Annotated in this window: 24 protein-coding genes; 4 read left to right on the plus strand and 20 right to left on the minus strand. The window is 59.0% G+C overall.

The features are described 5' to 3' along the window. Nucleotide 1: 1 nt before the first annotated feature. Nucleotides 2–1,474, plus strand: a complete 1,473-nt coding sequence (locus K4O48_RS11405; RefSeq protein ID WP_222908337.1) for a methyl-accepting chemotaxis protein — start codon at nt 2–4, stop codon at nt 1,472–1,474. A gap of 56 nt (nt 1,475–1,530) precedes the next feature. On the opposite strand, the gene K4O48_RS11410 is transcribed toward K4O48_RS11405, so the two are convergent. From K4O48_RS11410 to selD, 7 genes are all read right to left on the minus strand, one after another. Further along, entirely contained in the window at nt 1,531–2,328 is a 798-nt protein-coding gene (locus tag K4O48_RS11410) for an acyl-CoA thioesterase (RefSeq protein WP_222908338.1), read from the minus strand. A 98-nt stretch (nt 2,329–2,426) separates the two neighbouring features. Next, nucleotides 2,427–4,448: a DUF3488 and DUF4129 domain-containing transglutaminase family protein gene (locus K4O48_RS11415; RefSeq protein WP_222908339.1), complete on the minus strand. Its 2,022-nt coding sequence runs from the start codon at nt 4,446–4,448 to the stop codon at nt 2,427–2,429. Continuing rightward, entirely contained in the window at nt 4,441–5,406 is a 966-nt protein-coding gene (locus K4O48_RS11420) for a DUF58 domain-containing protein (RefSeq protein WP_222908340.1), read from the minus strand. Before K4O48_RS11420 ends, K4O48_RS11415 begins: the two co-directional genes overlap by 8 nt. Nucleotides 5,407–5,440: 34 nt before the next feature. Further along, nucleotides 5,441–6,358 (minus strand): MoxR family ATPase, encoded by a 918-nt coding sequence (locus K4O48_RS11425; protein WP_222908341.1) that lies wholly within the window; start codon nt 6,356–6,358, stop codon nt 5,441–5,443. A 342-nt stretch (nt 6,359–6,700) separates the two neighbouring features. Further along, nucleotides 6,701–6,979, minus strand: coding sequence for a hypothetical protein (locus K4O48_RS11430; protein ID WP_222908342.1), 279 nt, complete (start codon nt 6,977–6,979; stop codon nt 6,701–6,703). A gap of 28 nt (nt 6,980–7,007) precedes the next feature. Further along, entirely contained in the window at nt 7,008–8,114 is a 1,107-nt protein-coding gene (gene mnmH / locus K4O48_RS11435; protein ID WP_222908343.1) for a tRNA 2-selenouridine(34) synthase MnmH, read from the minus strand. Then, nucleotides 8,114–9,148 (minus strand): selenide, water dikinase SelD, encoded by a 1,035-nt coding sequence (selD, locus tag K4O48_RS11440; protein ID WP_222908344.1) that lies wholly within the window; start codon nt 9,146–9,148, stop codon nt 8,114–8,116. Before selD ends, mnmH begins: the two co-directional genes overlap by 1 nt. Nucleotides 9,149–9,341: 193 nt before the next feature. Here selD and K4O48_RS11445 point away from each other — a divergent pair, with 193 nt between their 5' ends. Further along, entirely contained in the window at nt 9,342–10,328 is a 987-nt protein-coding gene (locus K4O48_RS11445) for a patatin-like phospholipase family protein (protein ID WP_222908345.1), read from the plus strand. Nucleotides 10,329–10,344: 16 nt separating this feature from the next. Here K4O48_RS11445 and K4O48_RS11450 read toward each other — a convergent pair whose 3' ends face one another. The 8 genes from K4O48_RS11450 to K4O48_RS11485 form a co-directional block, all read right to left on the minus strand. After that, nucleotides 10,345–11,436 (minus strand): AI-2E family transporter, encoded by a 1,092-nt coding sequence (locus tag K4O48_RS11450; RefSeq protein WP_222908346.1) that lies wholly within the window; start codon nt 11,434–11,436, stop codon nt 10,345–10,347. A gap of 84 nt (nt 11,437–11,520) precedes the next feature. Further along, nucleotides 11,521–12,324: a DUF4892 domain-containing protein gene (locus K4O48_RS11455; protein ID WP_222908347.1), complete on the minus strand. Its 804-nt coding sequence runs from the start codon at nt 12,322–12,324 to the stop codon at nt 11,521–11,523. Nucleotides 12,325–12,492: 168 nt separating this feature from the next. Next, entirely contained in the window at nt 12,493–13,350 is an 858-nt protein-coding gene (locus tag K4O48_RS11460) for an alpha/beta fold hydrolase (protein WP_222908348.1), read from the minus strand. Next, nucleotides 13,347–14,153: an alpha/beta fold hydrolase gene (locus K4O48_RS11465; RefSeq protein WP_222908349.1), complete on the minus strand. Its 807-nt coding sequence runs from the start codon at nt 14,151–14,153 to the stop codon at nt 13,347–13,349. Before K4O48_RS11465 ends, K4O48_RS11460 begins: the two co-directional genes overlap by 4 nt. Before the next feature lie 104 nt (nt 14,154–14,257). Next, the gene (locus K4O48_RS11470; RefSeq protein WP_222908350.1) at nt 14,258–14,713 is read right to left on the minus strand and encodes a hotdog fold thioesterase; all 456 of its coding nucleotides are present in this window, start codon (nt 14,711–14,713) and stop codon (nt 14,258–14,260) included. 37 nt (nt 14,714–14,750) lie between these two features. Then, the gene (gene sixA / locus K4O48_RS11475; RefSeq protein ID WP_222908351.1) at nt 14,751–15,242 is read right to left on the minus strand and encodes a phosphohistidine phosphatase SixA; all 492 of its coding nucleotides are present in this window, start codon (nt 15,240–15,242) and stop codon (nt 14,751–14,753) included. Further along, entirely contained in the window at nt 15,239–15,577 is a 339-nt protein-coding gene (locus K4O48_RS11480; RefSeq protein WP_222908352.1) for a DUF4389 domain-containing protein, read from the minus strand. The genes sixA and K4O48_RS11480 overlap by 4 nt, the downstream gene beginning before the upstream one ends. 19 nt (nt 15,578–15,596) lie before the next feature. Beyond that, nucleotides 15,597–16,619: an NAD(P)H-dependent glycerol-3-phosphate dehydrogenase gene (locus K4O48_RS11485; protein WP_222908353.1), complete on the minus strand. Its 1,023-nt coding sequence runs from the start codon at nt 16,617–16,619 to the stop codon at nt 15,597–15,599. A gap of 425 nt (nt 16,620–17,044) precedes the next feature. Between K4O48_RS11485 and fabA the strand changes: the two genes are divergently transcribed. Beyond that, on the plus strand, nt 17,045–17,560 hold the full coding sequence (fabA, locus tag K4O48_RS11490; protein ID WP_045426348.1) for a 3-hydroxyacyl-[acyl-carrier-protein] dehydratase FabA: 516 nt from the start codon (nt 17,045–17,047) through the stop codon (nt 17,558–17,560). Between the two features lie 11 nt (nt 17,561–17,571). After that, nucleotides 17,572–18,789 (plus strand): beta-ketoacyl-ACP synthase I, encoded by a 1,218-nt coding sequence (gene fabB, locus K4O48_RS11495; protein ID WP_222908354.1) that lies wholly within the window; start codon nt 17,572–17,574, stop codon nt 18,787–18,789. Between the two features lie 160 nt (nt 18,790–18,949). Here the strand turns inward: fabB and sstT are convergent, their stop codons facing one another. From sstT to htpG, 5 genes are all read right to left on the minus strand, one after another. Then, entirely contained in the window at nt 18,950–20,185 is a 1,236-nt protein-coding gene (gene sstT, locus K4O48_RS11500) for a serine/threonine transporter SstT (protein WP_222908355.1), read from the minus strand. A gap of 198 nt (nt 20,186–20,383) precedes the next feature. Further along, the gene (locus K4O48_RS11505) at nt 20,384–21,442 is read right to left on the minus strand and encodes a methyl-accepting chemotaxis protein (protein ID WP_409518948.1); all 1,059 of its coding nucleotides are present in this window, start codon (nt 21,440–21,442) and stop codon (nt 20,384–20,386) included. A 222-nt stretch (nt 21,443–21,664) separates the two neighbouring features. Further along, nucleotides 21,665–22,006, minus strand: a complete 342-nt coding sequence (locus tag K4O48_RS20740) for an MCP four helix bundle domain-containing protein (protein WP_409518901.1) — start codon at nt 22,004–22,006, stop codon at nt 21,665–21,667. Between the two features lie 170 nt (nt 22,007–22,176). Beyond that, nucleotides 22,177–23,199, minus strand: a complete 1,023-nt coding sequence (locus K4O48_RS11510) for an amidohydrolase family protein (protein ID WP_222908356.1) — start codon at nt 23,197–23,199, stop codon at nt 22,177–22,179. 219 nt (nt 23,200–23,418) lie between these two features. Then, complete coding sequence (htpG, locus tag K4O48_RS11515; RefSeq protein WP_222908357.1) at nt 23,419–25,326, minus strand: molecular chaperone HtpG; 1,908 nt, start codon at nt 25,324–25,326, stop codon at nt 23,419–23,421. Nucleotides 25,327–25,372: the final 46 nt, after the last annotated feature.

Raw genomic sequence — 25,372 nt, forward strand, 5'->3', positions numbered from 1 at the left:
AATGGCTTTATGGATTCGCGACTTGTCCCTGAAATACAAGTTCTGGGCGCTGAATATGGTGGCCTTCGCTACCACGTTGCTGTTAGTGCTTTTCGCACTGCAGCTCGAACAGCAATCGCGAAGCCAGGACGCCCAGAGCAAAGCGCAGCAGCTGGGCTCACTGCTCCAAGCCTGGCCCACGAGTATTCCACTGCCTCACCATCCGGATATCCAGACGTTTCCATCCGGCGAGGCGCTGGTGATCGACGGCCGCTCTGTCACGGCACGCCAAGGATGGGTGGCATTGGACCACAACCGGTTGCTGGACTCGCACCCTGCGGTGGGTGCCCAGATTGTCCCCAATTCTGACGGTGAACACCTGGCCATCCTGGCCCGAGCGCCAAGTGTCCGAGAACTGCTCATCGAACATTTCTTCAGCTACGCGATTGCCGTAGCCGTGTTGATGCTGATGTTGCTGGGCGCGTCTCAGCTATTGATACGTTTTCTGCTCAGCCATCTCAATACCCTCAAAGACGTGATGGTCCACGTCGAGCACAGCGGTGACCTGACCCGCCGGGTGCCGCTTGATAGCCGCGATGAAGTCGGCCAGATGGCCTCAGCGTTCAATGCCATGCAGGCCGGTTACCAGCGCATCGTCGGCACCGTCACCGAGGCTGCAGCTCGGCTGGACGTAGACGCTGGCCGATTGGCCTCCAGCATGAGCAACGTCCGTCAGGGCATGCTCGATCAGCAGAGTGAAACCGATCAGGCTGCGACTGCGATCAATGAAATGACGGCTACGGTCCATCACATCGCCGAACATGCCAGGGAGACCCGTGATCAATCGCAGCAGGCCGACCGCCTGGCGAGCGAGGGGCATAACGTCGTTGCCCGAGTGGAGCGCTCGATCGCCAATCTTTCGCTGGGCGTTCAGCAAACGTCCGAGACGATCGGCAAGCTTGCCGAGGATAGCCAGAAGATCAACGGTGTTGTTGGCGTTATCCATGGCATCGCCGAACAAACCAATTTGCTGGCGTTGAACGCGGCGATCGAAGCCGCGCGCGCTGGCGAAATGGGCAGAGGCTTTGCGGTGGTTGCGGATGAGGTGCGCAATCTCGCCAAACGTGTACAGCTATCGACCGACGAGATCACCCAGATGGTCACTGGCCTGCAAGCGATGACCCGGGACGCAGTCGAGTTCATGCAGGACAGCTCGCTCAAGGCTGATGATTGCGTACATGAAGCAGGCGAGGCGCGGGCTGCTCTGGAGGCCATTACAACGGCGGTTGCGCAGATGCGCGAGAGCAACACGCAGATCGCGGTCGCCGCTGATCAACAGAGCGCGGTAGCCGAGGAGCTTAATCGGTCGGTTACCGGCATTCGCGATGTCACCGAGCAGACCGTCCAGCAAACCGGCGCATCGGCAACCACCAGTGCAGCGCTGGCCGCGCTTTCCGGCGAGCTCAGCAAGGCAATCCATCAGTTCAAGCTGTGATAAAGCCTGCATGAGCGAGACATGGCTACGCGCTACGCGTAGCCATGTCGGTTCGGTTAGCCGAAGACCGTCACCGTCTGGCGACTCAGTGCGACGAGCTCTCCCCCGCCAGTCCATAGCGCGGCAGCGCAGTGACCGTAACCATCCTGAGCATGTTCGATAATCGCCCGATACCGGCACCATTCATGTGTGTCCAGCAACGGCAGCGGCTGCACGAACTCAATCGTCCAGGTGAGCGAGCTTCCCGGGGCGAAACTGTTCAGATGCGGCAATACTGCCGGCGGCCAGGCATCTACCAGCGCCAAGAGATGCGAAACGGTCACTGGCTCTCGGTCAACGTCCCCACGCTGGCGAACCCAGCCGCCCATCTCACGCGACGTATTGCCGGAGAACGGAAGGCCACCGATTCCCCAGCGCATGGACAAGTGCTGCGTAAACTCGGGCGTGGCACCGCGGATATAAGGCAGCTCCTGGCACACCTCCACCGGCGGAAGCTCAGGCGCCGGTTCGGCCTCCACCCGAACGGCGGAGACACGCGATGCACCGAAGCTGCCCTGTACCAAGGTCACCACCTGGCCGTTCTGAACGGCGCGACCGAGCACCTGGCTAACGGCCTTACCCTCACGCAGCACCTCTGCCTCGAAGCTGACCGGCGTATCGGTCGCAAGCGGCCCGACAAACGTAATGGCCAGCGACCGAACGGGACGGTCACTCGGCACCTTGGCCTGCATTGCCTCGAACACCAGCGCTGCGGCCAGTCCGCCAAAACCGGCCCGCCCTTGGCCCCAGCTTGACGGGACTACGACCTGCTCGGGGTTGTCACGCACGGCTTGTATCAATTCGGACAGGGTCATGCCCACCTCGACTTCGTTGGATAGCGGTTGATCTTATCGCTGCGCAACGCGTTAACGTCCTGCTTAGTCCTTTGGTGATAACTCGCTATCGCGCGCAGCTATGGGTGGTCGGCCTTGTTGTCATCCCTGGAAGCGATGGCAACGCCGCGCCACGGCAGCTGGCGTCGCAAGTTGGCCAAAGCTGTCTGCACTGCCGCCCGGTCCAGCGGCTGGCCCGCATAGCGCGCCCGTTCGTAAAGATCGGCAAAATGCGTAATGGCGTCCGCTGCGGCCGGTAGCGCTTGTGCCGCGCGCTGAGCGAAATCTCGAGCGCCTTCGCCCGATTGCCGAACGATACCGTGACGCACCAGTAGCCGCTCAAAGCGATGGAACTGACGCAGCTGTGAGTCCCGTTCACGACGCCAAGGCTTGAGCAGAACAATCGCCAGCAGCGCAATCAGGAAGCCGCCGACGCCAACCATCAGCAAACCAAGCTTACGACCGTCGAGTTTCCCAAACAGCCCTTGCAACACCTCCAGCTGACGCTCGCCCTGGTAGTTCAGGACCCACCGCTGCCAGCCGTAATTGAGGCTATCCCAGCCAAGACGCAAATCGTTTAGCCAGCCAACATCTCGATAGCTTCTCAGATCCATCATGTTGCCTTCGATCAGGTCCTGCTCGTCCGCCAGCGCCTCTTCCAGCCCCAACTCGATACGCTCCGGTGCGACCTGAAAAGTCGGGTCCACGCTGATCCAGCCCCTTTCAGCGTCCCAGTATTCGATCCAGGCGTGCGCGTCGAGCTGGCGCACTGACAGATAATTGCCGGACGGATTGAACTCACCACCCTGATAGCCGGCAACGACCCGAGCCGGGATCCCGGCGGAGCGGAGCACGAAGGTCATTGCGCCCGCGTAGTGAATGCAGAATCCTTTGAGCGTCTCGAACAGAAAATCGTCGACGATATCGGCGCCGACCGGTGGTGGGCGCAAGGTGTATCCATAGGGCTGTTGGTTGAAATGACTCAGCAGTGCCTGCACGGTCGCCTCGGGCGTTCGATGCTCGCGACGCAAGGCCCTCGCCCACGCCCGGCTGCGGGGATTGCCGTCCTCCGGCAGCTGCAACGCACGCTCCAGTGTTGCCGCTGCTGCGCCAGGCTCGCGCAACGATTCGGTCCAAGACGTCGCCTGGTACATGAGTGGCTTGTCGACAGGGCGAGACCGCTCCAGGTGGAAGTCAGCCATCAGCCGGACGTCACCGGCCTCGACTTGCGCTACATCCAACGCGTACAACCAGGGCCTGCCACTGGGCTGCATAACGATGCTGTATTCGATCGGCTCGCCCCGTGGCGTCCATTCAGGTGCGCGAGGCAGCTGCGACGAAAGTGACTGGGACCAACGTCTGCCGTCGAAACGCTCAAAGGTGACTGCGCGCCAATACAACTGGTCACGCGCTGGAATCGGCCCGTCGAAACTGGCGCGGAAGGCCAGTGCACTCGAGCGGCTCAACTCCGCTATGTCGCCGGGCGTCATGCTGTCCGCCAGCCCGGTCACGCCGCGATCACTTGGCTGAGGCAAGGACCAGAGCGGCCCAAGCCGCGGAAACAGGACGAAAAGCACCAGCATCAGCGGTATCGCCTGTAGCAGTAACGATCCGGCCAGCCGTAGCGTGGGCCAGGGATGGGTATCGGTGGCGCTCTGTTGCAAACCGATCATCGCCGCGAGTAACGCAATGATGGGCGCCAAGCTGTAAAGCCCAGCGAGCAGACTGTCATTGAACAGGTAGCTGGTTACCACCGCAAAAAAGCCGAGGAAGACCAGAACCAGCGCATCTCGACGGCTGCGCATTTCAACCAGCTTGAGGATGAACGCGGCGATCAACAGCACCACTCCGGCGTCGAGCCCGATGAGTCCGCCCCGCGAGAAATAGACGCCAATGGCAGCGCCTAACATCATCAACGCTTTTGCCCAAGCCCGCGGATACCGAGCGCGCATGCGGAAAATCTGCACGCGCCAGGCTGCACAACCAAGCCAGAGCCCAACGATCCACAGCGGCAGATGGCTCAAATGCGGCAGGATGACCAGCACCTGCGCGACCAGCAGCCAGACCAAGCCATTGCGCGGGATGGGTTGGACGCTACTCATCGCCCACCTCAGGCGGAAGCCCGAAGAGCGCGAGCGCTTTCAGGCAGCGGCTGCGATGTTCGTCGCCCGTCGCCACGTCTATGGTCGTTCCCGCGAGCGACATGGCAAAGGACTGTTGACCGGCCGATAACGTCACGGCCCAGTAGCAGAGCAAGGACAACCGGGATTCGAGATCGCCATCTAGCGCATCGAAATCCAGCAATGGATCGTCGCCCGCGAGCGCTCTGAAATCCTTCACCAGCAAACCCTGCCCTCGCGAGTAGGCTTTCCAGTTCAACCGTTTAGTTGAGTCACCCGGCTGCCACGGTTTCAAGCCCTGATAATCGTCGATGCCGCTGCCCTGCGCGCGGGTCCCGTTGTCACCGGCTTCGGCGAAACCACTAGCAAGTGGTAGTTCGCCCTCAAGCGGACGGGGATATACGAGCGCCGATAGCTGCAGATCGATCCAGCTCCAGGCGACGAGAATACCCAGAGGGAACCGGCTTTCGACCCGTAACCGCCCCGGCCGCAGCCAGCCGCGCCGCTCGGCGGGCAGACTCAGTTCAACCTCGCAGGTGCCACCTGCAGGCACGTCGACTTGTTGCAAACCACTCTGCGGCCAGCCAACCGAAACGGCCTGATACAGACGCCCTCTACTCTCCAGGCGCACACGCAAACGCGCCCGCTCACCGACGAAGGCCGCGTCCGCACCGCCAGCTTGTAGCTCAAGACCGGCTAGATTTCGCCAGGTATGTAGAATCGCCACGACGAATACCGATCCCAGCAGGAACGTCAGCGCGTACGCCAAGCTGTTCTGGTAGTTGATCGCCGCAAGCAGCATCAACAACAGCGCAAGCAAAAAGCTCATCCCCACGGCCGTTGGCATGATGAAGATGCGCCGTTGATCGAGCCGCACGCTGGGGCCTGGCGGTATGCGCTTGAGCAGCCAGCGATCGCGCAACCTGGGTAGCAGTCGCATGGAGGTTTCTCCCGTCAGCCCAAGCGAGGCAGTGTCATAGCGCTGGGACTTCGCGCAGCAACCACTGCACCAGTGCGCCACCGCCATGCCCCGTCGCATCGGAGCGCTCGCGCAACCGATGGCCAACCACGGAAGGCAGTACCGCCTGCACGTCCTCTGGAATGACATAGTCGCGCCCATCGAGGAATGCCCAGGCGCGGGCTGCTGCAAGCAATGCCAGACTGCCACGTGGCGACAATCCCCACGCGAACTGCGGTTGCGTACGGGTGGCCTCGACCAGTCGCAGCACGTAGTCGACCAATGCGTCACTGACCCGAACCTGAGCCACTGCATCCTGGATTTCAGACAGCGCGGAGCGATCGAGCAATGGCTCCAGGCGCACCAGCAACTGGCGGCGCGAATCGCCCATCAACAGGGCTTTCTCGGCAGCTTTCGCTGGATAGCCGAGTGATAACCGCATAAGGAAGCGATCCAGCTGTGATTCCGGCAGGGAAAACGTGCCCCCGGAGCTGACCGGGTTCTGTGTAGCGACCACGAAAAATGGATCGGGCAAAGGTCGGGTAGCGCCCTCTATGGTGACCTGCCCTTCCTCCATGGCTTCTAGCAGTGCGCTCTGGCTCTTTGGCGTAGCCCGGTTAATTTCGTCCGCCAGGACTAGCTCCGCGAAGATTGGGCCTGGATGGAAGACGAACTGACCGCTGTCCTTGTCGAATACCGACGTACCCAGGATATCGCCGGGCAAAAGATCCGAGGTGAACTGGACCCGCTGAAAATCCAACCCCATGACCTTCGCTAGCGCATGACTTAGGGTGGTCTTGCCCATGCCCGGCAGATCCTCAATGAGCAAATGCCCTCTCGCCAGCAGGCAAGCCATGGCCAATCGCACCTGTGATTGCTTGCCGAGCAGAACTTCATTAACCGCTCGCAGACAGACATCCAATCTTGCACGCATGCGACTCTCCTTCGCTGGAATCGCTCGATCCTACTGATCCGTAAGCGTCGGGCAAAGCACTAAGACGTTGAGACGTATCGGTTGATTGAAGTGTGGCTGTCGACCTGTGGTCTTTGTCGCAATGTTCTCGCTCGACCAATGAAGCAAAAAGGCACATACAACATCGCCCCACAAAACCCTCAGTGCTGAGATGAGCTGACTGTGAGCAGCCCTTACATTCGGGGAAGGCGGAGCTGCGCTAGATGCTTATCGCAAAGGGCATGATGGCCAGGAGGTCTGCGGCCAGACGGCCTAAGCCAGTGTGGGACGGCAGCACCCGGGCGGGCGCTGCCGGAGGGGCTATCAACGGCCGGCACGCGACTCGCGCAGGTAAAAACGAGCCTTCTTGGCCTTCTCGACGCAGCCCTGATAAGCCTCAAATTGCTGCTGTGTTTTAGCACCTGTCAGCAGCGCCATCGCCTTGGAATAGCTAACGGTTCCCGCAAATCCCTCAGCTTCAGCGAGGCTCTGCTCCTCCCACGCGGCATTCAACTGCGACGCACAGCTGTCTCGGTAAGCGGTTTTCGCGGCGCAGCCTGTCAAAACCAGCGCCAGCATGGACAAACAGATCAGACTTTTCATCGATACATCCCTCTTTTTCGAGACCTGCTTAGTGTTGCTTGCCTGAGGCACGTTCGCGCAGGAATTCGACCACGGCGTTCTGCTCACCCGCGAACTCGATACGGGATGCCTTGCTCTCCCGCTGATACGCATACATCGGATCGTAATACTGCTTGAGCAACGCCTCGATCCAACCGCGGTGCAGGTCGACCGAGCCGGTGTTTTCCTGCTCGGTCAGCGCCTGATCCATGATCGCAGCCAGGCGCGCATAACACTCGCCACCGAGCCGCTTGCTGATATTGACCAGACTTTGCTGCAAACGCTCAGAGAACGCCGCAAAACCATTCTCGCCTTGCTCCGCGCTGAACTCGGCGGCGAGATCAATCACGTAATCCTTGAGAATGCGATCGACACGGCCCTCGAAGCTATCTTCCAGCCAGACCAGCGGATAATGCTGCATGCCCTGAAACAATGGCAGCGGAATCGAGCAGCGACCCACTAGTCGCGCTTCATCTTCAAGCACGAACTGACGAGCGCCGGCATGCTGCATTTTCAGCAATCGAATCGCCAACGCATTCTCAAAGTCGATCTGTACCGGCTGTGGTGTGGCGCGCTTGCCGAAGCTTGAGCCTCGGTGGTTGGCTATGCCCTCCAGATCGACACTGTCGTCCAGACGCGCCAGCACCTCGGTTTTACCCGTGCCGGTCATGCCGCCAACCAACACGAAGTCATCCTGCGCTGCCGCGTGCTCGATGATTTCCAGCAAGAAATGGCGCATGGCCTTGTATCCGCCGGTCACGCGCCGATAGTCGATCCCCGCTTCTGTCTTCAGCCACTGCTGAACCAGTTGAGACCGTAGCCCACCGCGAAAACAGTAGATGTAGCCGTGCGGGTGGTTCCGCGCGAAATCAGCCCAAGCCTGGATACGTTCGGCCTTGAGCTGGCCGCTGACCAGCCGGTGACCCAGCTCAATGGCTGCTTGCTGCCCGTGCTGCTTGTAGCACGTACCCACCTTCTGCCGCTCGAGATCATCCATCAGTGGCAGGTTGACCACGCCAGGAAACGCGCCCTTGGCGAACTCGACAGGTGCGCGGGCATCCATCATCGGAACGTCGTTGAGAAACAGCTCACGGTACTGCTCGGTATCACCGCGCATCAACGGACCTCGACAGCAAAGGCACCGGCTTCGACCAGTTCGCCGATCGGCTCGAGCGTCAGACCAAGTTCGGCCGCGACCGCGAGAAATTCCGCTTCGCCCTCTGGCGCTACCGCCACCAGCAAGCCACCACTGGTTTGCGGGTCGCAAAGCAATTGTTTGTGGGCCTCATCGAGCGAAGCGATACGTTCACCGTAGCTTTCGAAGTTTCGTACGGTACCGCCGGGTACGCAGCCCAGCTCCAGGTAATATTCCACGCCGTCCAGGCGCGGCACGCGGGCGTAATCGATGCGCGCGGTCACTTTGCTACCGTCCGCCATTTCCACCAGATGCCCGAGCAACCCAAAGCCGGTTACATCGGTCATCGCACGCACGCCTTCAAGCTTGCCGAAGCGGCTACCGGGCGTGTTCAAGGTACACATCCAGTCCCGAGCCCGACCGACGTCCTCAGCCCGCAGCTTGGCCTTCTTTTCGGCCGTCGTGAAAATTCCGATACCCAGTGGCTTGGTCAGGTAGAGCGTGCAGCCCACTGTCGCCGTATCGTTCCGTTTCATCTGGGCTTTGCTCACCAGACCAGTCACCGCCAGGCCGAAAATGGGCTCGGGCGCATCGATCGAATGGCCACCAGCCAGCGGAATGCCCGCCGCATCGCATACTGCCCGCCCGCCCGCAATGACCTCGCGCGCTACTTCCGGCGGCAGCACATTGACGGGCCAACCCAGAATGGCGATCGCCATCAACGGATCGCCGCCCATGGCGTAGATGTCACTGATGGCATTGGTCGCAGCAATGCGTCCGAAATCGAACGGATCGTCGACGATGGGCATGAAGAAATCGGTGGTCGATACTACGCCACGCTCGTCATCGATACCGTATACCGCCGCATCATCACGCGAGGCATTGCCGACCCACAGGCGCGGGTCGAGATTCTGTGCACCGCTGCCGGCGAGGATGACATCCAGCACCTTAGGTGAAATCTTGCAGCCGCAACCGGCACCGTGGCTGTATTGGGTGAGGCGGATGGGTTCGCTCATCTGATAGCTCTCGTGACGCAGGCAAAACGGGCGCCGATTGTAGCAAGGCTGACGCCTGGCGGCATCGCGCTGCCTGCTCAGATTCAGCGACGCAGGGCGCGGCAGGCGCAAGGTTGCCACGTTATACCCATGCAGGGCTTGAAGCCGGCCGCGTGAGGCTTGAAGCTATCGCCCCTGCCAAAGGGAGAATCGCATGGGCAACAAGGTCGCATTGGTATTAGGCTCAGGGGGGGCGCGTGGTTATGCGCACATCGGAGTCATCGAGGAACTCACCGCTCGCGGCTACGAGATCAACTGCATCGCAGGCTGCTCCATGGGCGCCGTTGTCGGCGGAATCTACGCTGCAGGTAAGCTGGAAGAGTACCGGGAGTGGATTGAGAGTCTGGATTACTTCGACATGCTGCGGCTGGTGGACCCGAGCTTCAGTCTCGGCGCGATTCGCGGTGAAAAGATCTTCGGCCGCATCCGTGACATGTTGGGCTCAATCAATATTGAAGATTTGCCGATTCCCTTCACGGCCGTTGCGGCCGACCTCACGAACCAGCAGGAAATCTGGTTTCAGGAAGGCAACCTGGAACTGGCCATGCGTGCTTCCGCCGCCATTCCCAGTTTGTTCACGCCTGTCATGCAAGGTAACCGGATGCTGGTCGACGGCGGCATTCTCAACCCATTGCCGATAGTGCCCGTCGTGTCCAGCCACAGCGACATCATCATCGCGGTCAACCTCAACGCCAATAATCACCGGCAATATCCGCTGCCCGAGGTACTTCGGCCCGGCCGCTTCGATGCCATGGTCAGTTCGATCAGCTCGCACATACCGTTCTGGCGCAACAAGGGACTGGAAGAACACATCGCCGAGCTTCAAGCCGCTGACGGGGCCGGACACGACCAGCCACCAGCCGCACCCTCTGGCCAGAGCGCACCGAAATCAGCCGAGGGCTCGATGGTAGTCGACGTGGGCGGTCCCGCTTCTCTACTGGAACTGATCAACCAGAGCTTCGAGGTCATGCAGTCCTCGCTGACCCAGTACAAAATCGCGGGTTATCCACCCAACGTGTTGATCAATATTCCCAAGCGAGCGTGCCGGTTCTACGAGTTCTACAAGGCGCCTGAGCTGATCAAGCTGGGGCAGATCATCGCGAAAGATGCGCTCGATAAATACGAGGAAGAACAGAACTAATCGCCGCGAAAGCGCCTCACGCGGGCGGGTTTTGTTCGAATCGTCCACCCGGTAATTTCTCCAGGTGGACGGCCTCTGGAACCTCCTTGATCAACCAATCCCCCAGCAGGCTATAGGCGACTGCCAAGAGTGTCGGGCCGAGAAACAGCCCCATGAAACCGAACGCCAACACACCACCAAACACACCCAACAGCACTACCACCAACGGTAAGTTGCCACCGCGACTGATCAAGTAGGGCTTCAACACGTTATCTACGCCGCTGATGATGAACATGCCCCACGCGCCGAGAAAAATCGCCATGCCGTACTGACCCTGCCAGGCGAGCCAGGCCACTGCCGGCCCCCAAATCAATGGCGGAACCATCAAAAAGCTGAACGCAAAAGTCAGCAACCCAAGGATCAGCGCGCCGGGAATGCCGGCAATACTGAAGCCGACATAGGCCAGAATCGCTTGAGCGGCAGCCGTACCGATCACGCCATTGACAACTCGCTGCACTGTTCCGGCAACCAGTTCCAGATAGTGATCGGCACGATCACCGATCAAACGATGCAGGAGACTGTGGACGAACGCCGCCAGCTTCGGCCCATCGCGATAGAAAAAGAAGACCAGCACCAGGCTGAGCGCAAGCTCCAGCATTCCGCCGCCAATACGGGCGCTTCGCACCAGCAACCAGTTCCCGACCTGCCCTATATAAGGCCGAATGGTGGCAAAGAAGGCGGTGCCCTGCTCGTCAAGGGTGCTCCAGAGGTCCAGCAGACGATCGCCTATCAGAGGTAACTCACCCAGCCATTCCGGCGGGGCCGGCAGCCCCTGCACCTGAAGGCTGTGCACCAGCACGTTAACCTCACGGATCTGATCAGCAATGTTGAACCCCAACCACACCAAAGGCACCGCCACCAGGACCATCCAACCAAAGGTCAGCAGGGTTGCGGCAAGGGTTGAGTTTCCTTTTAGCCAGCGGGTCAATACACGCATGACGGGCCAGCTGGCGAACGCCAGTACCGCCGCCCAAAATAGTGCGGAGGCGAACGGGGCCAGCACCCACACACAGGCACCGAGCAGCACCAGGAGCAGAATCTGCACCAGCAGACGATCGTTGTTCAGCATCGAGTTAACCTAAAAGAAAAACACGGCGCGCCTGTGAACCAAGCGCACCAGAGAGGGTGCTCTATTGCAGACTGAAATGCGGTCTTAACGCAACAGTTTGATATACAGACCTGGCTCGTCAGTCGCCTCAGCTTCAATCCGCCGCGCCGCGACCCGCTCCTGCGTCAATGCCTCATACCAGCCAGCAGCCCCCTTGCCTTGCAGGAGGACCCGGGTGGTGCTGTCGAGCCGCATCACATTTGCAAGCAAGGCGCCCCACTCCGCCGTGGGCTCCTGAGGCAGTCGAGGGAGCCGAAGCAGGCCGGTATGTTTCAACTGGCGCAGCAATGTTGCGGGGTTCGGCAGGATGATGCCGAGCGCTTCATCGGGATTGAATTCTTCAACATGCAGATAGGGGCGGCCATTGCCCCGCGTGACGCCATAAATGGCCATCAACTGATCGGCTTCGCCGGGCAAGCGTGCCAACAGGAAAGCCTGTCTGGCCTCGGGACCGTACAGGGTTGCCCGCTGGAATATCTCATTAGCCCATAAGCTGCTTGATCCACACTCCCGCCCTTCGCACCAGAACAGCAGTTCGGCGCCGCCATCCAGCAGGCGATTGCGAGCCCGCTCGAACGCCTCGATACCGGTATGAACCTCCGGAAGCAAGTAGGTAACGGCTGTCAGCTGCCCGCTTGCGCTGATTTGATCACTCATCCGTAGCCGGCCGCTAATACGACGAATCGAGTCCAGCGGATAGGTTCGCTCCAATACCTGTTGTTCCTTGAAGGCAACGATCCGCGACTGCGGGTAGCGCGGAAGCGAGTCGAAATCTCGGCTGCCCGGCAAGTCAGCCGCCAACGACGCGTTGCCGAGCGTGGCCAGTATCGCTATCCCTAGCAGGCGCATACGGCACCTCAACGGATCACCGCCGGCATTCCGTTGGGTGAGGCGGCGGTATGGCGTTCAATCATCGAGATGGTCCTGTCAAAGCGGTACACCAGCCTCACCAGTTGGCAAAAGCAAGTCAAGCGGGGCTTTGCGACAGATTCTTGCGCGGCCGACCTGCCGCCTGACTCACGTCTCAAAAAACTGATTGAAAACCGCTGCCACCGCTTCCGCACCCGATTGATCATCCAGGTGCAGATGATGGCCGCCGGCCAGTCGATGCAGTTGAAACGGCAGGGATTTGCAGTAGTTGAGCATTTCCGTTTGGGTCATTAGCCCTTGCTCGGCCAAAATCAGGCTCGCCGGGCATGCTATGCGATCCACAAATGCCCGCGCATGGGCGCGGCTCAGGCGCATCGGCGAAGGCAGCATGAGGCGGGCATCCGTGCGCCATGTGTAACCTCCAGGAACTGGCATCAGTCCCCGTTGTGCAAGTCGCTCCGCCGCGTCGTGACTCACGGCGCCAACACCCTTCATACGCGCCGCAACAGCGTCCTCAAAAGTGGAATAGACCGGCTTGCGCTTGTTGTCGACCGAGAGCAGGGCTTGCAATGACTCACCGAGCTTTTGCGGCGCGGTGTCGGCCTCCCCGGTATAGGGGATCACACCATCGATCAATGCCAGCCGCTCGATCCGTTCAGGCATCGCACCCGCCAGCAGTACCGACGCAATTGCGCCCATGGAATGGCCAAGCAGTGAAAACTTCTTCCAGCCGAATTGTTCAGCCGTCTGCAGCACGTCGTGGGCGTAATCCCAGATGTTATAGGCCGCGCCGACCGGGCGGTGGTCTGAATGACCGTGCCCCGGCAGGTCCAGCGCCACGATACGTATGCCTTCCAAGAGCGGCGCCAAACGGGAGAAGGTCGCTGCGTTGTCCAGCCACCCGTGCAGCGCGATGACCGGGATTCCGTCCTCTGGCCCGTATAGGTGCGCCGCGACTTCTATATGGGGCAGGCTCAAGCGGATCTCTTCGAACGCTACACTCATGCGGCACCTCGTTGTTCCAACGCGCTCCAGCGGCTAAATAGCTGTTTGAGCAGATTGGCAGTGTCACACGGGTGCTCAAGCGGAAACATATGCCCGCCGGGCATTGTATGGGCTTCACCATGGGTAACCAGCCGCAGCAGGTAAGCATGATGGGGAAGCACGACTCGACTCTGGCTGCCACGTACTACGGCGAGCGGTATCTTCAACGCATGCGGCCAGCCCGGCGTTACGTGCGGCACGCTGCGGTAGATTCGTATCTCGGTTTCAGGATCGAAACGCAGGCGGAGGCCGTGGGGAGTCGGCTCCAGGCCATGTTCAACATAGGCGTCAAGGCAGTCAGGATCGAAGGTACGAAACAACGCTTTGCTGGCGAAATACTGCCGTGCTTCCTCTGCGCAACTGAACTGATTGCGGCGACCCAAGGTACGCCCGGCGGGTGTCAGGCGGTCAATGAAGCCGAAACGCTTCGCCGCCCAGATCAGCGACTGGTCCAGCCAGGTCGTCATCGGTGAATCCAGCATGACCACTCCGCGATACCGCTCCGGCCGTTGCAGCGCGGCATGATAGTGAAGCATTCCGCCCAGCGAATGGCCAACACCCCAGACCGGTTCGCCTAGTGTCTCGAGTTGTTCGAGGAGTTCTTGCACAAGGTTTTGCCAGTTGTCATCAACCGGAAAGCGCGGATCGTGGCCATGCTGATCGAGGTGAGTCACCACATACTCAGGCGCCAGCGAGTCGAAAAGCTTGCCATAGGTCGCGGATGGAAAACCGTTGGCGTGGGCGAAGAAAATGCGTTGCGTCATAGGTTCGATGCGGCAGGAGAAAGGCAACTATTGTCTGGCCCCCTTCCCCTTCCGGCAATCGGCCTGAGCGGCAGAACCAACGGCAGTCCTGCCAAACAAGGCATCTAGGAGGCCTGTTTGGCGCTGGGGCTGTTCTCGCTTACTGGAACTACCGCGACAGTCAGCCTTGAGATGCAGCTCAGCTTGCCGTCCTCGCCACTCAAGCGAATATCCCAGACGTGGCTTGAGCGCCCGAGGTGAACGGGGCGGCAGACGGCAGTAACGCGTCCGCTGCGCAGCGCTCGAATGTGGTTGGCGTTGACTTCAAGGCCAACACAGTAAAAACGGCTTGGGTCGATGCACTGATAGCTCGCGGTTGAGCCGACCGTTTCGGCGAGCACTACCGAAGCGCCGCCGTGCAATAGTCCATACGGCTGATGGGTGCGGGAGTCGACCACCATGCTCGCCGTAAGGGAATCGTCATCGACCGCTTCGAAACGGATATCGAGCAGTTCGAGAATAGTGTTCTGGCGATTTGCATTGAGTTGTTCAAGCTGCGGAAGACGATGCCAAATACTCAAGTTGCTCTCCATTCTTATTTTGTGTTTTCAGAATTTGCTATGTACTGCTTTTTTTGGAAGAAGGCAGCGACTGTTCTGCATGCCGCAGCGCGATGAGACGCATCAGTCCGGCTGCCAGATAGTCGCCTTCCAGCTCGGCCAGACTGGCGGTAGCCATCGGTAGCGGCGCATTGCGATGACCGCCAATCAGCCATCCGCCGAACACACCGACAAAGGGCTGGTGGGTCACGAGCAAAATATCTTGCTCGGTACGGCGATCGAGATAGAGCAATGCGTCAGTCGGGTCGGTCTCAGGCGTGAGCCATGGCACCGTCTCGACCGGTCCAGCGAAGCCAAGCGCCTGCCGAATGATCTCGGCAGTCTGCTGGGCGCGCTGGTAAGGGCTAGCGAGAATTGCCTGGAGCGGTTGTTCCTGCAGATAAGTGGCGGCACGTTCCACCTCGACTCGCCCCTTACCTGTCAGATTCCGTTCCGCGTCGGTACGGGCCTTGGGTTCAGCCTCGCCATGACGCAGCAGCCACAACTTCATGGCTGCGGCTCCTGCTCTGGCGGGGTTGGCGTCACGGGCGCAACCGTTTCGGTATCAGCTGGACGCGGCTTAGGCCAATCAGACATCGGCCAGGGCTTGCGATCGGTATTAAACGTGCCGAAACGCCCTATTTGCGCGACGTACTGACTGAGGCTGTCCCCAAGCTCTTGCAGGCTTACGTTGGCCTTACCATTCACCGCATGCAGAACCAGCTGCGCGACCACGATAACCAGGAGCACGAGCTCGGCCACCTGCCAGACAAAAAAGAAAACCAGCATCCAGAGGGCGCGCAAGATCAGCGACTCACGATCCGCGCTGCGTTGTGATGTATTCATCCACGTCTCCTTATCGTTCTCAGAAGCCGTCGGTGGAAATAAAATCCACGTCGGTCTTCGGCTCGCCGCGCATTAGCAGCCCAATGACCTGCTCAAGCGTACGCCCCTCGTACAGGATGGCATGTAGCCCAGTGACCAGCGGCATATAGACCTGAAGTTCCTCAGCCTTACTCTTTAGTACCTTGATGGTATTGACCCCTTCAGCGACCTCCCCGAGGCGCGATACGGCTTGCTCAAGCGTCAAACCCTCGCCGAGCGCGTAGCCGACCTGAAAGTTGCGACTTTTCGCTGAGGTGCAAGTAACGATCAAATCTCCGACCCCCGCCAGCCCCAGGAATGTCATGGGATTGGCCCCTAATCTCACGGCGAAACGGGTCATTTCGGCGAGCGCACGTGTAATTAACATGCTGCGCGTGTTTTCGCCCATGCCCATCGCGGCGGCCATGCCGGCCATGATTGCGTAGACATTTTTCAACGCCCCTCCGAGCTCCACACCAAACCGGTCGGCGCTGGCATAGACTCGAAACGTTCGGCCATGCAGAGCCTGTTGAACGCTTAAGCATAGTGCCTCGTCGGCGCTGGCAACCACGGTCGCGGTGAGTGCATGCTCGGCGACCTCACGCGCCAGATTAGGCCCGGAGATCACGCCAATGCGGGCCAGCGGTGCGATCTCTTCAAGAATCTGACTCATCAGCATGAAGCCGTGAGCCTCGATGCCCTTCGTCGTACTCACCAGCATTTTTCCCGCTAATTGCTGGGTGAAAGGAGACAAAGCCTGGCGCAGCGCACTGGACGGCAACGCCACGAAAACCAGATCGCAGTCCGTCAGCGTCAACGCCAGATCAGTAACCGGCTGGACCTCAGGGAGCACCGTCACACCCTTGAGATAACGAGGATTCTGTCGCTGGGTACGAATGCTTTCAGCCTGCTCGGGATCACGCATCCATAACCGGACGCTGTGGCCGTTCTCGGCGAGTAGATTGGCGATAGCGGTACCAAAGCTACCGCCGCCTAGCACCGCTATGGGTTGCTGTTCAGTCATGGGCTATCCGTTTGAGCCACCGAGGGCAATGATCGGCATTATACGTAGCGTTCGAAGCACAGCCAGTGCAACCCAACCGCCATTGGAATCATCAGGTTACAGTTTTTGCGGACCAGAAGATCAGCGAAGCGTCCGTGTGCTGACCTCGCCCAGGGCACCGCATCGCAACAGATCCCCCTATCGTCTATAACCGGACAAGACGTCACATGGTCGTTGTCGCGGGCCAGGAGTGTTAAAGTATCGGCCCGTTTCTACTACGGCCTTCTCGAAGTAGCCTGGAACGAGCAGTTATCCATGTCCGCTGCCCTGTGACTTTCGGCGCAAGGTGGCAGTCTACGATTAGACTTTATGATCGGACTCTCCGTTTTTTTTGAGTCAGATAGAAAGCAGCAAGCCCTCCATAAAGGGACCATTGAGGAATACGCATGACCAAACAACAGGCCTTTACTCGGGAAGATCTGCTCCGTTGCAGCCGCGGCGAGCTGTTCGGGCCCGGTAATGCGCAACTGCCCGCACCGAATATGCTGATGGTCGATCGCATCGTTCATATCAGCGAAGTGGGCGGCAAGTACGGCAAGGGCGAGTTGGTCGCCGAGCTGGATATCAATCCTGATCTCTGGTTCTTTGCCTGCCATTTCGAGGGTGATCCGGTCATGCCCGGCTGCCTTGGTCTTGATGCCATGTGGCAGCTGGTCGGCTTCTACCTCGGCTGGCAGGGCAACCCTGGCCGTGGTCGTGCGCTGGGCTCTGGCGAAGTGAAGTTCTTTGGCCAGGTTCTGCCGACCGCCAAGAAGGTCACCTACAACATTCATATCAAACGCACCATTAGTCGCTCATTGGTTCTCGGCATTGCCGACGGAACCGTCAGCGTTGATGGGCGCGAGATCTACAGCGCCGAAGGCTTACGCGTCGGCCTGTTTACATCTACCGATAGCTTTTGAAGGACTTCCGCATGCGTCGCGTCGTGATTACCGGCCTGGGTATCGTTTCCTGCCTCGGCAATGACAAAGACACTGTCTCCGCCAACCTGCGCGCTAGCCGCCCAGGCATTCGCTTTAACCAGGCCTATGCGGATATGGGTCTACGCAGCCAGGTTTCAGGCTCAGTCGACCTGAACCTCGAAGAGCTGATTGACCGTAAGGTGCTGCGTTTCATGGGCGATGCTGCGGCTTATGCGTATCTGGCCATGCAGCAGGCACTGGAAGATTCTGGCCTCAGCGCCGAAGATATCTCCAACCCTCGCATCGGGCTGATCGCCGGTTCGGGTGGTGCATCGACCATCAACCAGATGGAAGCCATCGACATCCTGCGCGACAAAGGCGTCAAGCGCATCGGCCCGTATCGCGTACCGCGCACCATGAGCAGCACGGTTTCCGCGTGCCTCGCCACACCTTTCCGTATCAAGGGCATCAACTACTCCATCGCTTCGGCTTGCGCCACCAGCGCGCATTGCATTGGTCACGCGATGGAGCAGATCCAGATGGGCAAGCAGGACGTTGTGTTTGCCGGTGGTGGTGAAGAAGAACATTGGAGCCAGAGCTGCCTGTTCGATGCCATGGGCGCACTTTCGAGCCAGTACAACGAGACGCCGGAAAAAGCCTCTCGCGCCTACGACGCCAAGCGTGACGGTTTCGTCATCGCTGGCGGTGGCGGCATGGTGGTAGTAGAAGAGCTGGAGCATGCGCTCAAGCGCGGCGCGAAGATTTACGCGGAAATCGTCGGCTACGGCGCTACTTCCGACGGTTATGACATGGTTGCTCCGAGTGGTGAAGGCGCGCTGCGCTGCATGCAGCAAGCGATGGCAACGGTCGACGGCGACATCGACTACCTCAACACCCACGGCACTTCCACCCCTGTGGGAGACGTCGCTGAGAGCAAGGCCGTACGCAACATGTTTGGCGACAAGATCCCGGCCATCAGCTCGACCAAGAGCCTGTCTGGTCACTCGCTGGGCGCCGCCGGCGTTCATGAGGCGATCTATTGCATGCTGATGATGCAGGGCAACTTCATCGCTGGCTCTGCGAACATTGATGAGCTGGACTCGGAAGTTGCTGACATGCCGATCGTTCGCGAGACCCGCAACGATGCCAAGATCGATCTGGTCATGAGCAACAGCTTCGGCTTTGGCGGCACCAACGCAACGCTGGTACTCAAGCGCTGGAAAGGCTGATCAGCCACAGTCACATCACAACAACGGCGCCTTAGGGCGCCGTTGTTGTTTATGGACTGTTTGGGTATCCGGCTGAACGATCCACCTCAGCCTGCGCCGCGGCAGATCGTTGGGTGCTGTCGCCAGATCAAGGCGTGGTTGCGGCGCACCGGAATGACGCTCAGACCGGTACCTCTTCCGTTACGTCGCCATGGGCGATACAGGACGCGGCAGTGAAGAGTGCGTCTGTAGATGAATTCAGCGCTGTCTCGGTCGAATCCTGCACCACTCCAATGATGAAACCGACCGCCACGACCTGCATCGCCAGATCATTGGAAATTCCGAACAAGCTGCACGCCAGCGGGATCAGTAACAACGAACCACCTGCCACACCGGACGCACCACAGGCGCAGATAGCGGCCAGCAGGCTGAGCAGAATCGCCGTCGGGATATCCACGACGATGCCCAGCGTATTGGCGGCCGCCAGGGTCAGTACGGTAATGGTAATCGCCGCACCACCCATGTTGATCGTTGCACCCAGGGGGATCGACACCGAATAGGTGTCCTTATGCAATCCGAGACGCTCGCAGAGCTGCATGTTGACCGGAATATTGGCTGCCGAACTTCGCGTGAAGAACGCGGTGATGCCGCTTTCTCGCAAGCACGTGAAGACAAGTGGATAAGGATTTCGGCGGATCTGCCAGAACACGATCAGCGGGTTCATCACCAATGCCATAAAGACCATGCTACCGACGAGAACCAGCAGCAAACGCAAGTAACCCGCGAGCGCCGAGAAACCCGACTCGGCAAGTGTCCCGGCAACCAGACCGAAAATCCCTAGCGGCGCGAAGCGGATCACGACTTTGACGATCAACGTGACGCCCTCGGAGATGTCCGCAATCAGGTCACGCGTACTTTCCCGCGAATGACGAAAGGCAATACCCAAGCCTATCGCCCATGCCAGGATGCCGATGAAGTTGCCCTCGATGAGCGCATGAACAGGGTTATCAACAATATTGAACAGCAGCGTTTGCAGGACGGCGCCGACGCCCGAGGGCGGCACCACATCACTCGCCTGGCTGATCAATGTGAGGCTCGTGGGAAATAGCGTACTGGCAATGACGGCAACCGCAGCCGCACTCAAGGTACCTAACGCGTAAAGCACCAGAATCGGTCGGATATGGGTCGGCTGTCCGCGCTTATGGTTGGCCAGCGAGGCGGTTACCAATACGAAAACCAAGATAGGCGCGACAGCTTTCAGTCCCGACACGAACAGATCGCCCAGCAAACTGAATGATGTCGCGGTTTGGGGTGAAAGCCATGCGAGCAGGCAACCGGCGGCAAGTCCAATAACAATCTGCGTCACCAGGCTGACACGGTTATAGGCTCTGAAAAGGCGACTTGAGAGGTTGGACATCACGGAGTCTCGGCGTAAGAGGCGGGACCGGGCATACGCGTCGACGCTATGAGCGCGGCGGCAGCGCCAGACTAAAAACGCCGAATGGTACGCATCTCAGCCCGTTCTGCCCAGCTCTGAGACCAACACGACGGTGCCAGATCATCGCGAGACATTGATTAACGACGCCCCGCCGGATGGGGGCGTCGCCGTGCGACGTCAGATGCGGAAGCGTGCCACCAACTCGTTCAGATCAATCGCTAGTCGCGCCAACTCCTGACTGGCTGCGCTGGTCTGGTTGGCGCCCGCAGAAGACTGCAATGACAGGTCGCGGATATTGACCAGGTTGCGGTCAACCTCACGGGCGACCTGAGCCTGCTCTTCCGAGGCGCTAGCGATGACGAGATTGCGCTCACTGATCTGGCTGATCGCACGCGCGATGTCGTCCAGCGCATCACCGGCGGTGCGTGCTACATCGAGCGTAGTACGGGCACGCTCGTTACTCGTCTGCATAGCGAGTACAGCCTTGTCGGTGCCTTGGTGAACATCGCCAATCATCTGTTCGATTTCCTGCGTGGACTGCTGCGTGCGATGCGCCAGCGCCCTCACCTCGTCTGCCACGACGGCAAACCCGCGCCCGGCATCACCTGCGCGCGCAGCCTCGATTGCGGCGTTGAGCGCCAGCAGATTGGTCTGCTCGGCAATCGAGCGAATCACATCCAGGACCTTGCTGATGTCACGAACCTGCCCGGCCAATTGCTCAACCTGCGTTGCGGTGGTCGTCACGTCATTCGCGAGCAGCCCTATCGAGTCGACTGTTTTGATGACCTGCTGACGGCCGTGCTGTGCGGTGGCGTCCGACTCACGGGAAGCCTCGGATGTGGCGACTGCATTACGCGCGACCTCGTCCACCGCTGCGGTCATCTCATTAACTGCCGTAGCGGCCTGCTCGATCTCGTGGTTCTGCTGATGCAATCCCCGACTCGAGTCTTCAGTAACCGCATTGAGCTCCTCCGCCGCTGACGCCAGCTGGTTGGAGGAGTCCGAAATACCCTGAATCGTGCGCCGCAAACTGAGCTGCATGGTCTTCAGTGCAGCAAGCAGACGTGCTGGTTCGTCTTTACCGTCAATCACGAACTCTTGCGTAAGGTCCCCGGAAGCGACTGTTTCAGCGACCGTCAATGCTTGGTTCAACGGACGAACGATACTGCGCGTGAACATTAGCGCCAGGATGACCGTTGCGATGGCAGCAAGAGCAATCGTGATCACTACCCACATGAGCGCGCTCTCGTACACGGCCACTGAGCGTTCCGCTGCGGAGCCTGCTTCATCGCTGTTGATACGCTGAAGGTCAAGCAGGGCACGCGTCATGTCATCCGCGTGACTATTAATCGCTCCCCCCATGAGAACAATCGCCTGATCTAGCGCGCCCTGCCTGACTAAGCTCGCTATTTTGCCTTGCTCCGAGAAATAGAGTTTTTGTGCGCTGGCAAATCTTTCTTAGGCAGCCTTCTCTTCAGGAATAGTGATGCGCTTTTCGTAAGCCGAGTTTAGCGTGCCGATTTCACCAACGAGCTTAGTCAGCGATTGATCAGTCGCGGAAATAGCCTCTCCGTCCACAAGCATCAACCGCATAGTCAATGCGCGAATCCGCAGCATGGAAGCGTTTAGATCGCCTAGGCTTACGATGCTCGGCAACCAATTTTGATCAACCTGACTCGACTCCTCGCGCATCTCAGCCATCTGATTCAACGAGAACAAGCCAAGCACAAGCACGATCAGACCAATCAGGCCAAATCCGGCAGCGGAACGGATGGATACACTCATATTACGGATCGACATGGGAATTCCTGCTCCATGGGTACGCTGCGGTGCCAGCGTTTGACCAATCAGCTATCGGAACGGGTCAGGCGAAACTTGAGTGTTTTGACGCCAAAAAACAGACAACACGACGCGGCGCCCGACGAGCGGCTTTAACGCCATAACGTGCCACTGAAATGCCACCTAGCACATCATTGAAGCTCGGACTGCCGTTTTCGCGGCAGGACAGCAAGGAAGTTATCGCGTGCCACCTGACGCGCTATATCTGCTGGTAACGCATCGAGAAACGGATCGAACGCGCGCATACCCTCACCCAGCCCGTCAAACCGGCCGACCACGTCAGAGCCGATCATGAACCGCGTCGGATGCTGCTCGATCAAAGAAACCCAACCGGTATCAGGCTTACCTGCGTCATCCAGCAGGTAGGGACGAAGCATGGTCCAAGAGAGATCGATGTACAGATTGGGATAATCGGTCAGCAGGCGTTTCACGGTCGGCAGCAAAAAATCGAGCTTTTCTTGATGCCGATGCAGCTCCATGCTCGTTCCCGCATGAGCCCAAATGAAGCGCGTATGCGGATGATTGCGCAGGGCCTCCTCTAGCTCGGTCAGGTATAGCGGATTGCGCTCGCGCTTGGAGGTGATGTTCGAATGCAACATCACCGGCAGGTCAAACTCGGCAGCCAAGTGATAGACGCGTGTCAATGCCTCGTTATTTGCGCGTGGCGTATCGCCTTCGGTCAGCGCCGTCACATCATCGTGACGTGTGAATACCTCGCCTAGACCCTGCCAGAGACCTGGGTCGAGGTCGAGCATCCGCCGAATATGCGCGTCAGCATTCTTGTCATTGGGGTTGAAACCAGAGAGAAACGGATGAAAGCGGCTTCGCTGCTCCTCGTCCAGCTCCTTTAGTGCGGCCGCAACGACGACATCGGTTGCGCTATACCAATACACGGGGGCGTCATCACCGGCGTAATAGCGGGGTCGCTTGGGCTCGTTTTCATGCCATTTCTTAGCGACCGGAATGCCGCTGATCATGACGTGATCAATGTCGCCCGCATCCATTGCCTCGAGCAGCTTGCTCATTCCATCGCTTTCTTGAAAGAAATCAACAAAATGAAGATGCGCATCGCTGTAGTGGTAGTCGCGTGCATATACCGGTGCGATCGAGGTGATCAGGCACAGCGCGGCGAAACAGTTTCGTAAATTAAACAACCAGTGACCTCCAGATAACCATGCGGATAGACCGCCCTGTAGCACTGCGGTTCATAGTTGCCGGTCGTTTCGCTCGTTGATGAGGCGCGTCCGCCGTCGGCTAGTTATCAAGCGCTCCCATGCCGCAGGACGTCCGTCAGCTTACGAAGAAGCACCCCCACACCCAGCAAAACAAAAAAAGGCCCGTCAGTGACGGGCCTTTTTCGTTCCGGTTGCGAGTTAAGCCGAAAGCTCAATCAACAACTTGTTCAGACGCTGTACGTAGGCTGCCGGATCTTTGAGGCTGTCCCCGGCCGCAAGCGCGGCTTGATCAAACAGGATGTGTGACAAATCAGCGAAGCGATCCTCGTCAGGTTCCGCGTCCAGCTTTTCGATCAGGGGATGCTGCGGATTGATTTCGAAGATCGGCTTGGCGTCTGGCACCTTCTGCCCGCTGGCCTCAAGGATCTGGCGCATCTGCAATCCAAGATCCTGCTCACCGATCGCAAGGATCGCTGGCGAATCGGTGAGGCGGTGCGAGACACGCACCTCAGCCACAGCATCACCCAACGCAGTCTTGAGACGCTCGACCAGCCCTTCTTTAGTCTTGGCAATTTCTTCCTGGGCTTTCTTATCCTCTTCAGAGTCCAGCTTGCCAAGGTCCAGATCACCGCGGGCAACATCAACGAACTGCTTGCCATCGAACTCGGTGAGGTAGCTCATCAGCCACTCGTCGATGCGATCGGTCAGCAGCAGCACCTCGATGCCCTTCTTGCGGAAGACCTCGAGGTGCGGGCTGTTCTTGACCTGAGCGTAGCTCTCCCCCGTGAGGAAGTAGATCTTGTCCTGTCCTTCTTTGACCCGCCCGAGGTAATCGGCCAACGACACGCTTTGCTCACCCGAGGCATCCTGGGTAGAGGCGAAACGCAGGAGGCCGGCAATCTTCTCCTTGTTGGCGAAATCTTCAGCCGGACCTTCCTTGAGCACCTGGCCGAATTGCTTCCAGAAGTTCTTGTAGTCTTCCGGTTTGTCCTTGGCCAATTTTTCAAGCATGTCCAGGACGCGCTTGGTGAGCGCCGACTTCATCGAATCGATGACCGGATCCTTCTGCAGGATCTCCCGCGAGACGTTCAGCGACAGGTCGTTAGAATCGACCACACCCTTAATGAACCGCAGGTACAGCGGCAAAAACTCGTCCGCCTGATCCATGATGAACACGCGCTGCACGTACAGCTTCAGCCCCTTGGGCGCTTCCCGCTGATAAAGATCAAACGGTGCGCGGCCCGGAACATAGAGCAATGAGGTGTACTCGAGTTTTCCTTCTACTTTGTTGTGGCTCCAGGCCAGCGGGTTTTCAAAGTCGTGCCCGACGTGCTTATAAAACTCCTGATACTCCTCGTCCTTGATCTCGGTACGGGCACGCGTCCAGAGCGCGCTGGCGCGGTTGACAGTTTCCCACTCGGGCTCGGCGGGCTTGTCGTTCTCCTCACCGTGGACCTCTTTCGGTAGCTCGATCGGCAGGGCGATATGGTCGGAGTACTTCTTGATGATGTTGCGTAGGCGCCAGCCATCGGCGAACTCTTCCTCGCCCGATTTCAAATGCAGCACGATGCGAGTACCGCGCTCAGGCTTGTCAATCGTGGCGACCTCGAACTCGCCCTCGCCTTTTGATGACCAGTACACGCCTTCGCCAGCAGGTGTGCCTGCGCGGCGGCTGAAGACCTCAACCTGATCGGCGACGATGAATGCGGAATAGAAGCCCACACCAAACTGCCCAATCAGGTGCGAGTCCTTTTTCTGATCGCCCGTCAGGTGCTTCATGAAATCAGCCGTACCTGATTTGGCGATCGTGCCGAGATGGGTGATAACGTCATCACGGTTCATCCCAATGCCGTTGTCATCGAGGGTGACCGTTTTGGCGTCCTTATCGAAGCTCACGCGAATCTTCAGATCAGACCCGCCCTCGAGCAATTCGGGCTTTGCCAGCGCCTCGAAGCGCAGCTTGTCAGCGGCATCCGAAGCGTTTGAAATCAATTCTCGAAGGAAGATTTCCTTGTTCGAATAAAGAGAATGAATCATCAGGTGAAGCAGTTGCTTCACTTCGGTCTGGAAGCCCAGGGTTTCTTTGTTTTGAGTCTCCACACTCATGGTCTTGCAAACTCCCACATCGTCAATGGCACGGGCCGCGGCTGCG

This window comes from Pseudomonas sp. DNDY-54, assembly GCF_019880365.1.
GTDB lineage: Bacteria > Pseudomonadota > Gammaproteobacteria > Pseudomonadales > Pseudomonadaceae > Stutzerimonas > Stutzerimonas stutzeri_P.

Bases quoted from the DNA above. Each gene is read 5' to 3' on its own strand.
- K4O48_RS11405 (WP_222908337.1), top strand. From the start codon at position 2: ATGGCTTTATGGATTCGCGACTTGTCCCTGAAATACAAGTTCTGGGCG.
- K4O48_RS11410 (WP_222908338.1), bottom strand. From the start codon at position 2,328: ATGACCCTGTCCGAATTGATACAAGCCGTGCGTGACAACCCCGAGCAG.
- K4O48_RS11415 (WP_222908339.1), bottom strand. From the start codon at position 4,448: ATGAGTAGCGTCCAACCCATCCCGCGCAATGGCTTGGTCTGGCTGCTG.
- K4O48_RS11420 (WP_222908340.1), bottom strand. From the start codon at position 5,406: ATGCGACTGCTACCCAGGTTGCGCGATCGCTGGCTGCTCAAGCGCATA.
- K4O48_RS11425 (WP_222908341.1), bottom strand. From the start codon at position 6,358: ATGCGTGCAAGATTGGATGTCTGTCTGCGAGCGGTTAATGAAGTTCTG.
- K4O48_RS11430 (WP_222908342.1), bottom strand. From the start codon at position 6,979: ATGAAAAGTCTGATCTGTTTGTCCATGCTGGCGCTGGTTTTGACAGGC.
- mnmH (WP_222908343.1), bottom strand. From the start codon at position 8,114: ATGCGCGGTGATACCGAGCAGTACCGTGAGCTGTTTCTCAACGACGTT.
- selD (WP_222908344.1), bottom strand. From the start codon at position 9,148: ATGAGCGAACCCATCCGCCTCACCCAATACAGCCACGGTGCCGGTTGC.
- K4O48_RS11445 (WP_222908345.1), top strand. From the start codon at position 9,342: ATGGGCAACAAGGTCGCATTGGTATTAGGCTCAGGGGGGGCGCGTGGT.
- K4O48_RS11450 (WP_222908346.1), bottom strand. From the start codon at position 11,436: ATGCTGAACAACGATCGTCTGCTGGTGCAGATTCTGCTCCTGGTGCTG.
- K4O48_RS11455 (WP_222908347.1), bottom strand. From the start codon at position 12,324: ATGCGCCTGCTAGGGATAGCGATACTGGCCACGCTCGGCAACGCGTCG.
- K4O48_RS11460 (WP_222908348.1), bottom strand. From the start codon at position 13,350: ATGAGTGTAGCGTTCGAAGAGATCCGCTTGAGCCTGCCCCATATAGAA.
- K4O48_RS11465 (WP_222908349.1), bottom strand. From the start codon at position 14,153: ATGACGCAACGCATTTTCTTCGCCCACGCCAACGGTTTTCCATCCGCG.
- sixA (WP_222908351.1), bottom strand. From the start codon at position 15,242: ATGAAGTTGTGGCTGCTGCGTCATGGCGAGGCTGAACCCAAGGCCCGT.
- K4O48_RS11480 (WP_222908352.1), bottom strand. From the start codon at position 15,577: ATGAATACATCACAACGCAGCGCGGATCGTGAGTCGCTGATCTTGCGC.
- K4O48_RS11485 (WP_222908353.1), bottom strand. From the start codon at position 16,619: ATGACTGAACAGCAACCCATAGCGGTGCTAGGCGGCGGTAGCTTTGGT.
- fabA (WP_045426348.1), top strand. From the start codon at position 17,045: ATGACCAAACAACAGGCCTTTACTCGGGAAGATCTGCTCCGTTGCAGC.
- fabB (WP_222908354.1), top strand. From the start codon at position 17,572: ATGCGTCGCGTCGTGATTACCGGCCTGGGTATCGTTTCCTGCCTCGGC.
- sstT (WP_222908355.1), bottom strand. From the start codon at position 20,185: ATGTCCAACCTCTCAAGTCGCCTTTTCAGAGCCTATAACCGTGTCAGC.
- K4O48_RS11505 (WP_409518948.1), bottom strand. From the start codon at position 21,442: ATGTGGGTAGTGATCACGATTGCTCTTGCTGCCATCGCAACGGTCATC.
- K4O48_RS20740 (WP_409518901.1), bottom strand. From the start codon at position 22,006: ATGTCGATCCGTAATATGAGTGTATCCATCCGTTCCGCTGCCGGATTT.
- htpG (WP_222908357.1), bottom strand. From the start codon at position 25,326: ATGAGTGTGGAGACTCAAAACAAAGAAACCCTGGGCTTCCAGACCGAA.